This window comes from Pseudomonas sp. WS 5146 (assembly GCF_012985495.1).
In the GTDB taxonomy this organism is placed as follows: domain Bacteria; phylum Pseudomonadota; class Gammaproteobacteria; order Pseudomonadales; family Pseudomonadaceae; genus Aquipseudomonas; species Aquipseudomonas edaphica.
Genome location: NZ_JAAQWL010000020.1, coordinates 1 through 13,089 on the forward strand (window position 1 = coordinate 1; position 13,089 = coordinate 13,089).

General features: G+C 62.3%; 12 protein-coding genes. 6 read left to right on the forward strand and 6 right to left on the reverse strand.

Annotated features, from left to right (window positions below; all coding sequences use genetic code 11):
• Positions 1 to 481 precede the first annotated feature (481 nt).
• Genes argE through HBO41_RS29030 form a run of 4 tightly spaced genes read right to left on the reverse strand, consistent with a single transcriptional unit; the run spans position 482 to position 4,077 of the window.
• Positions 482 to 1,627, reverse strand: coding sequence for an acetylornithine deacetylase (gene argE / locus HBO41_RS29015; RefSeq protein WP_169988723.1), 1,146 nt, complete (start codon positions 1,625 to 1,627; stop codon positions 482 to 484).
• Complete coding sequence (locus HBO41_RS29020) at positions 1,624 to 2,301, reverse strand: DUF1028 domain-containing protein (RefSeq protein ID WP_138453506.1); 678 nt, start codon at positions 2,299 to 2,301, stop codon at positions 1,624 to 1,626. Before HBO41_RS29020 ends, argE begins: the two co-directional genes overlap by 4 nt.
• 10 nt (positions 2,302 to 2,311) lie before the next feature.
• On the reverse strand, positions 2,312 to 2,722 hold the full coding sequence (locus HBO41_RS29025; RefSeq protein ID WP_003207327.1) for a RidA family protein: 411 nt from the start codon (positions 2,720 to 2,722) through the stop codon (positions 2,312 to 2,314).
• Between the two features lie 23 nt (positions 2,723 to 2,745).
• Positions 2,746 to 4,077, reverse strand: coding sequence for a flavin-containing monooxygenase (locus HBO41_RS29030; RefSeq protein ID WP_407073970.1), 1,332 nt, complete (start codon positions 4,075 to 4,077; stop codon positions 2,746 to 2,748).
• A 153-nt stretch (positions 4,078 to 4,230) separates the two neighbouring features.
• Between HBO41_RS29030 and HBO41_RS29035 the strand changes: the two genes are divergently transcribed.
• From HBO41_RS29035 to HBO41_RS29050, 4 genes are all read left to right on the forward strand, one after another.
• Positions 4,231 to 5,070, forward strand: coding sequence for a helix-turn-helix transcriptional regulator (locus tag HBO41_RS29035; protein WP_026013485.1), 840 nt, complete (start codon positions 4,231 to 4,233; stop codon positions 5,068 to 5,070).
• A gap of 45 nt (positions 5,071 to 5,115) precedes the next feature.
• Entirely contained in the window at positions 5,116 to 6,498 is a 1,383-nt protein-coding gene (locus HBO41_RS29040; RefSeq protein ID WP_169988727.1) for an aspartate aminotransferase family protein, read from the forward strand.
• A 121-nt stretch (positions 6,499 to 6,619) separates the two neighbouring features.
• The gene (locus tag HBO41_RS29045) at positions 6,620 to 7,999 is read left to right on the forward strand and encodes an APC family permease (RefSeq protein WP_138453198.1); all 1,380 of its coding nucleotides are present in this window, start codon (positions 6,620 to 6,622) and stop codon (positions 7,997 to 7,999) included.
• Between the two features lie 39 nt (positions 8,000 to 8,038).
• Complete coding sequence (locus tag HBO41_RS29050; protein WP_169988729.1) at positions 8,039 to 9,529, forward strand: aldehyde dehydrogenase; 1,491 nt, start codon at positions 8,039 to 8,041, stop codon at positions 9,527 to 9,529.
• Positions 9,530 to 9,645: 116 nt separating this feature from the next.
• Here the strand turns inward: HBO41_RS29050 and HBO41_RS29055 are convergent, their stop codons facing one another.
• Positions 9,646 to 10,248, reverse strand: a complete 603-nt coding sequence (locus HBO41_RS29055; protein WP_169988731.1) for a response regulator transcription factor — start codon at positions 10,246 to 10,248, stop codon at positions 9,646 to 9,648.
• 114 nt (positions 10,249 to 10,362) lie between these two features.
• On the opposite strand from HBO41_RS29055, the gene HBO41_RS29060 reads away from it, so the two are divergent.
• Complete coding sequence (locus HBO41_RS29060) at positions 10,363 to 11,976, forward strand: hybrid sensor histidine kinase/response regulator (protein WP_017134554.1); 1,614 nt, start codon at positions 10,363 to 10,365, stop codon at positions 11,974 to 11,976.
• Here HBO41_RS29060 and HBO41_RS29065 read toward each other — a convergent pair.
• Positions 11,966 to 12,301 (reverse strand): hypothetical protein, encoded by a 336-nt coding sequence (locus HBO41_RS29065; RefSeq protein ID WP_017134555.1) that lies wholly within the window; start codon positions 12,299 to 12,301, stop codon positions 11,966 to 11,968. The genes HBO41_RS29060 and HBO41_RS29065 overlap by 11 nt on opposite strands.
• 176 nt (positions 12,302 to 12,477) lie before the next feature.
• Between HBO41_RS29065 and HBO41_RS29070 the strand changes: the two genes are divergently transcribed.
• Positions 12,478 to 12,942: a GNAT family N-acetyltransferase gene (locus tag HBO41_RS29070; protein ID WP_017134556.1), complete on the forward strand. Its 465-nt coding sequence runs from the start codon at positions 12,478 to 12,480 to the stop codon at positions 12,940 to 12,942.
• Positions 12,943 to 13,089 lie beyond the last annotated feature (147 nt).

The window sequence follows — 13,089 nt, forward strand, 5'->3', positions numbered from 1 at the left end:
GCAAATGTGCCACCTGATACACCGCCATCGCGGGCAAGCCCGGCTCCCACAGGTTGTGCGGTGCCTGGACTGGAACACAGGGCAAAAAATGTGGGAGCTGGCTTGCCTGCGATAGCGGTGGGCCAGCTGAGAATGGGCCATCTGATACACCGCCATCGCGGGCAAGCCCGGCTCCCACAGGTTGTGCGGTGCCTGGACTGGAACACAGGGCAAAAAATGTGGGAGCTGGCTTGCCTGCGATAGCGGTGTGCCAGCTGAGAATGGGCCAGCCGCAAATGTGCCACCTGATACACCGCCATCGCGGGCAAGCCCGGCTCCCACAGGTTGTGCGGTGCCTGGACTGGAACACAGGGCAAAAAATGTGGGAGCTGGCTTGCCTGCGATAGCGGTGGGCCAGCTGCAAATGTGCCATCTGATACACCGCCATCGCGGGCAAGCCCGGCTCCCACAGTTGAACTGTGGTGTTTGGTAGGGAGGTGGCTTAGGCGCGGATTGAGTCGAGCATGCGCGCCAGCATGGCATCACACCCAGCCAACTGTTCGAGGCTCACAAACTCATCCGGCTTATGCCCCTGGTCCATGCTCCCCGGCCCGCACACCACCGTGGGTATGCCCACCGCATCAAACAACCCACCTTCGGTGCCAAACGCCACGGTGCCGAAGTCCCGCGAACCACTGAACGCTGCGATCAACTCCGCTGCCTGGCTGCGCTCGTCGGTGACTAATCCCGGATATGCCGAAAGCTCAGTAAACCGAATCGCGCTCTGTTTACTCACGGCCTGCATACGCGGCAACACCTGCTGCATGGCATAGGCTTGCAACTCCTCAGCCACTTCACCCGGGTCCATCGACGGCAATGCGCGCACTTCAAAATCAAAGCGGCAGTCGGCAGGCACGATATTCAAGGCCTTGCCGCCCGTAATCACGCCGGTCTGCACCGTGCTGAACGGCGGGTCAAACCGCGGGTCCTGCTGCTCGCGCAGCCGCTGGCCAATGCGCCCCAGTTCGCCAATCAACTCGGCGGCATGCTCAATCGCATTCACCCCATAGGGCGCATACGCCGAATGGCACGCCTCGCCATGCACATCACAACGCATCGCCAGTTTGCCCTTGTGGCCGAGCACCGGTTTCAGTTCGGTCGGCTCACCGATAATGCACAGCATCGGTTTCACCGGCCGCTGCTCCAGCACTGCGAGCAACGAGCGCACGCCCAGGCAGCCGACTTCTTCGTCGTAAGACAGGGCGATATGCACCGGGATACGCAAGTTGGCTTTCACCAACGCTGGCACCAACGCCAGCACACAGGCGATATAACCCTTCATATCCGCCGTGCCGCGGCCAAACAGCTTGCCGTCGCGCTCGGTCAGCGCAAACGGCGGCACAGTCCACGGTTGGCCGTCCACCGGCACCACGTCGGTGTGCCCCGACAGCACAATGCCCGGCAAATGCGCCGGGCCGATACTGGCGAACAGGTTGGCCTTGCTGCGTTCCTTGTTGTAGACCAGTTCGCTGGCCACGCCGTAACCCGTCAGGTAATCGCGCACAAATTCGATCAGCAACAGGTTGGACTCGCGGCTGGTGGTATCAAAGCCCACCAGCGTCTGCAGCAGTTCGCGGCTGCGGCTCATCGCTCGTCTCCGGCCACGCCGTAGCCCGGCGAGCGGTCGGGGGCGAGGGCGCGGTCGATGTAGTCCTGCACTTGCGGGCGGTAGGCATCCCAGAGCTTTTGCAGTTCGGCGATGGGCTGTTCATCGGCCCAGTCCACGCGCAGGTTGATGATCGGCCAGGTCAGTTCGCCCACCACCACCAGCGCGGCGGAATGCACCGGCCCGGCTTCGCCACCGGCGTTGATGGCGGCGTGCATCGCCGCCAGCAGTCGATCGGCGAGCTGGCCTTCGCCGTGTTCGAAGGCATGCACCATCGCTTCGATTACTGCGCGGTCGGCGAGCATATTGCCCGCCGCCACACACTGTTCGCCCGACACGGCATTGTGGGTGCCGAGGGTTTCGCTGCCACTGAAATGCACACTGCGGCCCAGGTGATCAATCGCCGTCAGTTGTCGGTATTGGCTGTAGCCGTTGCTCGTCAGGGCTTTGTCGACGGCGGCCGCAGGATCGAGGCCTTGTTCCAGCAGGTCGAGCACGTCCGGGCCGAGGGCCGGCAACGTGATGTTCTGGGTCGACACTGCGCCCACGCCGGGCCGCAGCCATGGGCAGCGGGCGCCCACGGCGATGCTCGAGGAGCTGATGGCGATGCCCAGTTGGCCGGTGTCCGCGCAACGGGCGACGATTGAAAAGGTCATGGGCAGCTCCTTATTCGGGGATCACGGCAATCACATCAATTTCCATCAGCCACTGTGGCTGGCCCAGGGCCGACACCACCAGCCCGGTAGAGATCGGGAACACGCCTTTGAGCCACTTGCCGACTTCCTGGTACACCGGCTCACGGTAGCGCGGGTCGATCAGATAGGTGGTGGTCTTGACGATATGGCTCAGGTCGGAGCCGGCCTCTTCGAGCAGTTGCTTGACGTTTTTCATCGCTTGCTCGGCCTGGGCACGCGGGTCGCCAAGGCCAATCAGGTTGCCGTCGAAATCGGTGCCGACCTGGCCGCGCACATATACGGTGTTGCCGGCACGCACGGCCTGGCACAGGTCGTTGTCGAGGCTCTGGTTAGGGTAGGTTTCCTTGGTGTTGAACATGCGGATGCGAGTGTGAGTAGGCATCAAAAAAACTCCGAAAAAAGTGCTCAGGCTATGACAGGCGACTTGTGAAAAACCGGTGCGGCTTCGCGGTACTCAAGGTATTGGCGCTGGATGGCGATGTGGTCGGCCACGTATTTGGCGTCATGCCACACGCCCCAGATGAACGACGAGCCCCGGCGCGACTGCCACGGCAAACCCAGGAAGTAGATGCCCGACTCGCTGGCCACACCGCGCTGGTGCTGCGGCTTGCCGGCGGCGTCAAACGCGTCGACTTTCAGCCAGCTGTAATCCACGGCAAACCCGGTGGCCCAGATGATCGAGGTGATACCGGCCTTGGCCAGGTCCAGTTCCAGGATCGGGTTTTTGATGCACTCGGCATCCGGGAATACGCGGCGCGCTTGGGGCTCCACGGGCAGGTCGAGGCCGTTGCGCTCGATGTAGGCGTCCGCCGCATCCAGCAAAGCCAGGTAGTTCTCGTCGCCACGGGCCAGGTTTTCAACCAGATTGGCTTGGAAGCGCGCGACGTTGCCGTCGAAGGCTTGGGTGAGGCCGACCAGGGTCATGCCTTGCTGGGCGAGCTCACGAAAATCGATGGTCTTGCCGCCGTGGGCGCCGCTCACGGCAATGGTCACGTGCTCGCGACCGGGTTTCATCGCGGCCTGGTCCCACTCACCCAACACGCCCAGCCACCAGCAGAAGTCTCGGTTGCGATAGGCACGCGGCGGGCGGTCGTGGGCACCGACCGACAGGTACACCTGGCGCCCGGAACGCTGCAGCTCATCGGCAATTTGCACGCCGGATGAACCGGCGCCCACCACCAGCACGGCGCCGGCGGGCAGTTGTGCGGGGTTGCGGTAGTCGGCGGAGTGGATCTGGTGCAGCGCGCTGTCTTTGGGCGCGATGGCCGGGATCACCGGCTTCTGGAACGGCCCGGTGGCGGCGACTACACGGTTGGCTTCGATCACGCCTTCGCTGGTGTGCACGGTAAAGCCTGGGCGGCCCACGTTACGCACCACAGAGGTCACGTCCACGCCGGTGCGGATCGGTGCATTGAACTTGCGGGCATAGGCTTCGAAGTAATCGGCCACGCGCTCTTTTGGCGCAAAACCATCGGCGGCGACGTCATCAAATTCCAGGCCGGGGAAGCGGTCATGCCAGGCCGGGCCGTTGGCGACCAGCGAATCCCAGCGCCCGGTGCGCCAGCGCTCGGCGATACGGCTGCGCTCCAGCACCAGGTGCGGCACGCCTTGCTTGCTCAGGTGCTCGCTCATGGCCACACCGGCCTGACCGGCTCCCACTACCAGTGTGTCTGTTTTTGTTATGGCTTGAGTCATGTGTCTGTCCTTGCGTAATGCAGTTGGATTCAGCTTGGGCATGGCTTCAAGGCTAGGGGGAGGGCGTTTTTTAATAAAATATTATTAAGCTTTGGAGTGAGCATAAATATCGGATGCAAGCTCACCCTATCGGGTGATTTCGAGGACGGAGCGGGTGTGTGACCATCCTTGCAGTTCTTTGAGCGAGGCTTCGACATGGAAAACGACCGGCTTTCTTCTGCGCAATGGTTCGAACAGATGGCCCTGGTGACCGATAATATCGGGCAATCGGGGTTCGCTGCCGCCTTGTTCGATGCCCTCGGGTGTGTGCAGCCTATACAGGCCACGACGCTGTATTTTTACCCGCGCGGCGGCATGCCCAGTGCACTGTTCGAGCTGGATGGGCCGTGGTTGCCGCAAGGCAATGTGCGCCAGTACCTGTCGGGCTTTTACTTGCTCGACCCGTTTTACGACGCCTGTGTGGAAGGCGTCAGTTCAGGCTGCTATGCCTTGGCAGACGTTGCGCCTGACCACTTCGAGCTCAGCGAGTACTTCCAGTCGTTCTACCGGCACTCTCAGCTCGAAGACGAGCTCAATTACATCCTGCAGTCGAGCAAAGGCTCCAGCCTTGCGGTGTCCCTGGCGTTTACGCAAAAGCTCGACGCCGCCACCATCGCGCAATTCAAGCGCATAACCCCTTGGGTACTGGCCGTGCTGGGCAAACATTTTGTCGGCCTGGATGCCCACGGCGCACGCTTCGAAAACCTGCTGGAGCAACGTATTCACGCGGCATTGAACAACTTCGGCTCGTCGATCCTGACCGAGCGTGAGTGCCGCATCGCCCAACTCATTTTGCGCGGGCATTCCACCCGCTCGCTGGCCGAGCGCCTTGAGGTGGCGGAAGACACCATCAAGTCCCATCGCAAACACATCTACACCAAGCTCGATATCGGCGCGCAGTCGGAACTGTTTGCCCTGTTTATCGACTCGCTCGCCGAAGCCCAGGGCGTGCTGAGCAAAGACCCGCTTGAAAGTTACATGAGCAAGCACCGCTGAGTGGCTTGCCAGCCCTTGCGTCACGACCAATAAGAGAGAAAAACCATGAACCTACCCGCCCAAATCAACCGTCGCACCGAGGATTACCAGCAGTCTGATGCGGCCCACCATATCCATGGGTTTGTCGACCAGAAGGCGCTGAACGCCGAAGGCCCGCGTGTGATGGTGCGCGGCGAGGGCTTGTACCTGTGGGACAGCGAAGGCCAGCGTTACCTGGACGGCATGTCCGGCCTGTGGTGTACCCAGCTCGGTTATGGCCGCCGCGACCTGACTGCCGCCGCCGCCGCGCAGATGGACCAGCTGGCGTACTACAACATGTTCTTTCACACCACCCACCCGGCGGTGATCGAGCTGTCGGAGCTGCTCTTCAGCCTGTTGCCGGGGCACTACAGCCATGTGATCTACACCAACTCCGGCTCCGAGGCCAATGAGGTGTTGATCCGTACCGTGCGCCGTTACTGGCAAGTGGTCGGGCAACCGCAGAAGAAAATCATGATCGGCCGCTGGAACGGCTATCACGGCTCAACGCTCGCGGCCTCGGCGCTGGGCGGCATGAAGTTCATGCACGACATGGGCGGCATGATTCCCGACGTCGCGCACATCGACGAGCCGTATTGGTTTGCCCATGGCGGCGAGCTGACACCGGCCGAGTTTGGCCGTCGTTGCGCGCTGCAACTGGAAGAAAAGATTCTGGAATTGGGCGCCGAAAATGTCGCCGGTTTTATCGCCGAGCCGTTCCAGGGTGCGGGCGGCATGATCTTCCCACCAGAAAGCTACTGGCCTGAAATCCAGCGCATTTGCCGCCAATACGATGTGCTGCTGTGCGCCGATGAGGTGATTGGTGGGTTTGGTCGTACCGGTGAATGGTTCGCCCATCAGCACTTCGGCTTCGAGCCCGACACCTTGTCGATCGCCAAGGGCCTGACCTCGGGCTACCTGCCGATGGGCGGCCTGGTGCTGAGCAAACGCATCGCCGAGGCGCTGGTGGAGCAGGGTGGTGTGTTCGCCCACGGGCTGACCTATTCCGGTCACCCGGTGGCGGCGGCGGTGGCGCTGGCCAACCTCAAGGCGCTGCGCGATGAAGGCATCGTGCGCCAGGTCAAGGACGACACCGGGCCGTACTTGCAGCAACTGCTGCACGACGTGTTCGGCAACCACCCAATGATCGGTGAGATCCAGGGCACGGGCCTGCTCGGGGCGTTGCAGTTCGTCGAAGACAAGGCCACGCGCAAACGCTTTGCCAACGAAAACGACCTGGCCTGGCAGTGCCGCACCTTTGGCTTTGAAGAGGGCGTGATCATCCGCTCAACGCTCGGCCGCATGATCATGGCGCCGGCTCTGGTGGCCACGCGCGCAGAGCTGGATGAGCTGGTCGACAAGACCCGGATTGCGGTAGACCGCACCGCACGGATCGCGGGAAAACTCTGAAGTGACCTGCCCACCACCCTCAGGCGCGGGGTGGCGGGCAATCTCCATCAGACACGGCTTGAACGGCAGCGAGGTTATCGACTGCCGCGATGGCCCGCATCCCTCTTTCCAGGAGTCACCCATGAATACAATAACAAGCGTGGCCGAAACTCCCTCCCATCACACCTCAACCAAAGCCGCTTCAACGCGGCGTTTTCGCCAGCCGCTGGGGCTGGTCGGGCTGGTGCTGTTCGGCCTGGCCTACATGGTGCCGCTGGCGGTCTTTACCACCTACGGGCTGGTCACGCAGATGACCAAGGGGCACTTGCCGACCGCCTATATGCTGACTCTGGCGGCCATGCTACTGACCGCCTACAGCTATGGTCGCATGGTCCAGGCGCATCCGTTTTCCGGCTCGGTTTACTCCTATACGCGCAAGGCGTTTGGTGCGTACTTCGGTTTTATCGCCGGCTGGACCTTGCTGCTCGACTACATCTTTTTGCCGCTGCTCAGTTACCTGCTGATCGGCATCTACATGTCCGAGTACTTCCCCGCTGTACCGACCGCCGTGTGGGTGCTCGGCTCGATTGCGCTGGTAACCACGCTGAACCTGGTCGGTATCGAGTCCATCACGCGGGTCAACTGGATCCTGATCGTGGCCCAGTTGGTGTTCATCGTGGTGTTCGTGGCGCTGTCGGTGCACAACCTCAGCGGTCAGCCGGCGCCCGTATCGCTGCTGGCGCCATTCCATCATGAAGGCTTTAGCGCACCCTTGATCATGGCCGGTGCGGCGGTGCTGTGCTTGTCGTTCCTGGGCTTCGATGCGGTGTCGACCATGGCCGAGGAAACCCCCAACCCGCGTCGCACCATTCCACTGGCGATCATGGTGGTGTCGTTGTTCGGCGGCTTGTTGTTTTTGCTGGTGTCGTATTTCGCGCAAATGGTCTTCCCGGAATGGAACACCTTCGCCGACCCGGATTCGGCCTCGGTGGATGTAATGCGCCGGGTCGGTGGCGAGGTGCTGGTGACGGCGTTTACCGCCACTTATGTGGCCGGCTGTTTCGCCTCGGCGATGGTCTCCCAGGCCAGTGTGTCGCGGGTGTTGTTTGCCATGGGCCGCGACGGCGCGCTGCCTCGCGTGCTCGGCAAGCTGGTGACGACAAAACGCGTGCCGGCCACCGCGATTGTGCTGGTCAGTCTGTTCTCGTTGATTGCGCTGTTTATCACCCTGGACACAGTGGCCAACATGATCAGCTTCGGCGCGCTGTTCGCGTTCTCGGCGGTGAACCTGGCGGTGATCAAGCATTACGTGGTCGACCAGCAGTTACGCGGCACCCGTAATTACCTGCTGTACGCCGCGCTGCCGGCGCTGGGGTTCCTCAGCACGGTCTGGCTGTGGACCAGCCTGTCGAGCCTGTCCTTCACCATCGGCCTGTGCTGGATGGGGGTTGGCCTTATTTGTTTGCTGGGGATCACGCGCGGCTTGCGCGTGAAGATGCCTGAACTGCAGATCGCGGAATAAAACCTTCGCCTGTCCATCGACCTTCATTGGGAGTACACCGTGTTCGACCTTCATTACTGGCAACAACGCGTTGCCCGCCAGACCTTCATCGACACCGCCTTGATCGGTGGTCGGCCCGTGAGCGCAGCCAGCGAGGCGACTTTTGATGCAATCAACCCCGCCACCCACCAGCTGCTGGCGCGTGTGGCCGCCTGTGGTGACGCAGAAGTAGACCTGGCCGTGCGCAGCGCCCGCCAGGCTTTCGAAAGCGGCCCTTGGCGGCGTATGCCGCCGGTTGAGCGCAAGAAAATCCTGATCAGGCTCTCCGAGTTGCTGATGACCCATCGCGAAGAGCTGGCCCTCCTGGATTCGCTGAACATGGGCAAGCCGGTGATGGACGCCTACAACATTGATGTGCCCGGCGCCGCGTATGTATTTGCCTGGTACGGCGAGGCGCTGGACAAGCTCTACGATCAAGTCGCGCCCACCGCGCACAACGCACTGGCGACCATCACCCGTGAAGCATTGGGCGTTGTTGCGGCGGTGGTGCCGTGGAATTTTCCACTCGACATGGCGGCCTGGAAGCTCGCACCGGCGTTGGCAGCCGGTAACAGCGTGGTGCTCAAACCCGCCGAGCAGTCACCCTTTTCGGCCCTGCGCCTGGCCCAACTGGCCCTGGAAGCGGGTATCCCGGAAGGTGTTTTGAATGTGGTGCCGGGCCTCGGCGAAAGTGCCGGCAAGGCGCTGGGGCTGCACCCTGACGTGGATTGCCTGGTGTTCACCGGCTCCACGCAGGTCGGCAAGTATTTTATGCAGTACTCGGCGCAGTCCAACTTGAAGCAGGTGTGGCTGGAGTGTGGCGGCAAGAGCGCGAACCTGGTGTTTGACGACTGCCAGGACCTGGACCTGGCGGCCGAGAAAGCGGCCTTCGGGATTTTTTTCAACCAGGGCGAAGTGTGCTCGGCCAACTCGCGGCTGTATGTGCAACGCTCCATCCATGATGAATTTGTCGAGCGTGTGATTGCCAAGGCGCGTGCGTGGATGCCGGGTGATCCGCTGGACCCTGGCAGCGCTGCCGGTGCCATTGTCGACAGTGAGCAAACCGCCCGCATCATGAGGGCGATCAATCAGGCCCAGGGCGAGGGCGCCAAGCTGCTGGCGGGTGGCGAGCAAGTGAGCATGAATGGCTCCTCCAACTTCATCCAGCCGACGATTTTTGCTGAGGTGACCGGCGACATGCAGCTCGCGCGCGATGAAGTGTTTGGCCCGGTGTTGGCGATCAGCGCCTTTGACACTGAGGAGCAAGCGATACAGCAAGCCAATGACAGCGTCTACGGGCTGGCGGCCTCGGTCTGGAGTGATGGCCTCAATCGCGCGCATCGGGTGGCGCGAGCGTTGAATGTCGGCACCGTGTCGGTCAACACTGTCGACGCCCTGGATGTCGCGGTGCCGTTCGGGGGTGGCAAGCAGTCCGGGTTCGGGCGTGACCTGTCGCTGCACTCATTCGACAAGTACACGCAGCTGAAAACCACCTGGTTTGCGCTGCGATAGCCGAAGCGGTCAGCCGGTCGTGTATTCATGGGTGCGTGGCCGGCGCAGCTTCCTGCAACACCTGCTGGTGCTGCCGGACTACCGCCGCCAGGGCATCGCCCAGGCCATGAAAACGCCTAGAACTCCCCGGAATACTTGACCGCCGCCGCGGCGCGCGAGGGCACTTTCAAACTGCGCAGCAGCGACGACACATGGATGCGCACGGTGAACGGCGAGATCGCCAGGGCCTTGGCGATTTCCTTGTTGGTCTTGCCTTGGGCGATCAGGCGCAGCACTTCCTGCTGGCGCGCGGTGAGGCTGTGGGTGCCCAGCGGCAGCAGGCCGGAGGGAGAAAACTTGACCAGCACTTCGCCTTCGCGGATCGCCAACAGGGCCTGGCCGATTTCATCGGGGCTGATGTTCTTGCCGATAAAGCCATCGGCGCCCAGGGCCATGACCTGGTCGATCAGCGCCGGGTCATCGACCATCGACACCACGATCAAGGTGGTGCGCCGCAGTTGCTGGCGCAGGTCGGCCAGTTGGCTCATGCAGGTAAGGCCCGGGAAGCGCAGGTCGAGGATCAGCGTGTCGATGTCGCCACCCTCGTGGATCAGCGCCTGCACCGCATCGAGGTCGCCGGCCTCTTGCACCACGGCCTCGGGCAACAGGCGCTGCACGGTGCGCAACATGCCTTCGCGAAACATTGGGTGGTCGTCGGCTATGATGATTCGGCCGGTCATGGCGTGCTCCTTCCTGGGGCATGGGTGTGCATTGGCATGCTACTTTAGCACCGCGCCACAGGGACGCCTCTGGCGCGCAAAGGATAGACCGAATGCCGCACAAGGACGTCCCCCATGAGTCATGAGACCAATTCCGAACTCGACCAGGCCAACCTGCGCATCGTGGTGGCCGCCATCGCCATTGTCTACATCGGCGCGCTGGGCTTTTTGCCGGGCCAGTCGGTTGACACCTACTTGCCGGTGATCCTGTATATCGTCGCGTTCCTGCTGGTCTCCATCGCGTTGCGCCAGGTGATTGCGCGCTGGCCAGGGCATTACCCGGCGCGGCGGATATTCGGCATGATCCATGACTACACCGGCACCTCGTTCGGGCTGGTGGTGGGCGGCGAACCGGCATTGCCACTGTATGCGGTGATGGTGTGGGTCAACCTGGGCAACGGCATGCGCTACGGCTCGCGCTACCTGGCGATTGCCACCGGCCTGGCCTTGCTCGCGCTGCTGATCGTGTACCGGCTGACGCCACTGTGGCAGGCGCAGCCGTTCATGGTGCTGATGCTGATGATCACCAGCACAGTGATCCCGGTGTACGCGCATATTTTGCTTGAGCGCACGCGCAAGGCTTCCGAAGAAGCCATCGCCGCTAACCTGGAAAAATCGCGTTTCCTGGCTCAGGCCAGCCACGATCTGCGCCAGCCTATTCACTCCATCGGCCTGTTCACCGCCTGTTTGCGTGAAGCGCAGTTGGGCGAGGCTGAGCAGCGCTTGGTGGACAATATCGACCGCTCGCTGCTCAACGTGTCGCAGCTGTTCCGTTCGATTCTCGACCTTTACACCCTCGACAACGGCAGGCTGTTGCCCAAGTACCAGGTGATTCACTTGGGCGAATTCCTCGCCGACCTGGTGCGCCAACACGCCGAAGCGGCGCATTGGGCCGGGGTGCAACTGCGCCTGCGCCCGTGTGCGCATTGGGTGCAGGTCGACCCCGCGATGCTGGCGACGATGGTGCAGAACCTGCTCTCCAATTGCTTTAAATACGGCGCACAGCGGCCCGTGCTGATCGGCGTGCGCGTGCGCGACGGCGGCTTGTCGGTGGAGGTGCATGACCAGGGGCGCGGTATTGCCGAGGAGCATCAGGTGAAGGTCTTCGAAGAGTTTTATCGGGTCCGCCAACTGCGCGACAAGGACGTCGAAGGCGTGGGCCTGGGGCTGTCCATCGTCAAGCGCCTGGGGCAATTGATGGGGGTGCAGGTGAGCCTGCGATCACGGGTGGGCCATGGCACCTCTGTGAGCTTGCATGGCCTGGCATTGGCGACGGTGCCACGCCAACCGGCTGCGCGCGACGACGCGCGCCAGGCCGGCCTGCTGACGGGTTTGAAAGTCTGCCTGGTGGAAGATGACCACAACGTGCTGCTGGCCACCCAGGCCTTGCTGGAGCGCTGGGGCTGCGAGGTGCAGGCCGAATCCAGCGGGCAAGGCCTGGCCAGCGACTGCGACATCATCGTCGCCGACTACGACCTGGGCAACCACGCCACCGGCATCGAATGCATCGACGCCCTGCGCGAGCAACGCGGCTGGGCGGTGCCGGCGCTGATCCTCACCGGCCACGACGTGGAGAAAATCCAGGCGGCCTTGCACGACCGCCAGATCGCGATTCTGTCCAAACCGGTGCGGCCTGCAGAACTGCGCGGCACGCTGCGTGACCTCAGCCAATCGGGCGTTACTGGTTAAACGGCGTCAGGCCATTGCCCCGAGCGCCCTTGGGCTGGCAGTAGGCGGCAGGCTTCATCAGGCCAAAGCTGGCCACGGCAAACATGCCACCGCTGGCACCGCTGGGCACTGAGCAGTTGTAATCGCCGGAGGCGGCGCTGGCGATGTAGTAGGTGGTCATGGAGTCGCTGCGTACATTGGAGATACGCTTGACCGGTTCACCGAGGTTGGTTTCCGACAGCGTCTTGAGATGGTCTTCGCTGGGCTTGACGTTGCTGCAACCGGCGACACCGATGATCAGGGCGCCGAGCAGGGTGAGACGGGTAACGGGAGCGTGCAGGTTCATGATGCTTCTTCCTTGGGATTGTTTTGGTTTTTCCAACGCGCAATGCACCCTCGCGCAACAGGTGTGCGGTGCCGGGGGGAGCGTTGGAAGTGCCGAGGAATATAGCGCCGCCGGGTAAAGGGGTCGATTAGCACAAGTGTGCTAATGGCACGGTGAGGTCATGGATGGAGAGAGCAATGCTAGCGATCAAACGCGCCACCCAAGCGGACGCCCAGGCGGCGTTCGACATTCGTCTGTTGGCCATCCGCAGCCAATGCATCGGCGCCTACACCGCTGAGCAAATGGCGCTGTGGACACGCGGCAGCGCCGAAGACGGTTACGACACACTGATGGACAAGCCGTTTTACCTGGGCTGGGTCAATGACGTACCGGTCGCCACCGGCATGCTCGATCTGGACAACAACGAAGTGGGCGCCCTGTTTGTGCTGCCGGCGTTTACTGGCCGAGGTTACGGCAAGACCATGCTGGATCACCTGGAAAAGCTCGCGCGGGAACTGGCGATTGAAGAGGTCGTGCTGGACGCGACGTTGAATGCGGCGAGTTTCTACCGGGCCTGCGGGTATGTGGGTGAGGAGCAGGCGGTGTATCACTCGCCTTCGGGGTTGGCGTTGGCGTGTATCCCAATGGTAAAACGGCTTTGACTCTTGCCACCTTTGAGCTTTGTCGCTGGGGGGAATTGTGCCTGCCGCGATGGCCCTGCGAACCGAAACCTCAGCATCAAAGCTGATCCCCTGTGGGAGCTGTCGAGCTTTAGCGAGGCTGCGAAAGCGGTGGGTCAGGCTACTTAT

Bases quoted from the DNA above. Each gene is read 5' to 3' on its own strand.
- argE (WP_169988723.1), bottom strand. From the start codon at position 1,627: ATGAGCCGCAGCCGCGAACTGCTGCAGACGCTGGTGGGCTTTGATACC.
- HBO41_RS29025 (WP_003207327.1), bottom strand. From the start codon at position 2,722: ATGCCTACTCACACTCGCATCCGCATGTTCAACACCAAGGAAACCTAC.
- HBO41_RS29060 (WP_017134554.1), top strand. From the start codon at position 10,363: ATGAGTCATGAGACCAATTCCGAACTCGACCAGGCCAACCTGCGCATC.
- HBO41_RS29070 (WP_017134556.1), top strand. From the start codon at position 12,478: ATGCTAGCGATCAAACGCGCCACCCAAGCGGACGCCCAGGCGGCGTTC.
- HBO41_RS29030 (WP_407073970.1), bottom strand. From the start codon at position 4,077: ATGCCCAAGCTGAATCCAACTGCATTACGCAAGGACAGACACATGACT.
- HBO41_RS29035 (WP_026013485.1), top strand. From the start codon at position 4,231: ATGGAAAACGACCGGCTTTCTTCTGCGCAATGGTTCGAACAGATGGCC.
- HBO41_RS29065 (WP_017134555.1), bottom strand. From the start codon at position 12,301: ATGAACCTGCACGCTCCCGTTACCCGTCTCACCCTGCTCGGCGCCCTG.
- HBO41_RS29045 (WP_138453198.1), top strand. From the start codon at position 6,620: ATGAATACAATAACAAGCGTGGCCGAAACTCCCTCCCATCACACCTCA.
- HBO41_RS29040 (WP_169988727.1), top strand. From the start codon at position 5,116: ATGAACCTACCCGCCCAAATCAACCGTCGCACCGAGGATTACCAGCAG.
- HBO41_RS29055 (WP_169988731.1), bottom strand. From the start codon at position 10,248: ATGACCGGCCGAATCATCATAGCCGACGACCACCCAATGTTTCGCGAA.
- HBO41_RS29020 (WP_138453506.1), bottom strand. From the start codon at position 2,301: ATGACCTTTTCAATCGTCGCCCGTTGCGCGGACACCGGCCAACTGGGC.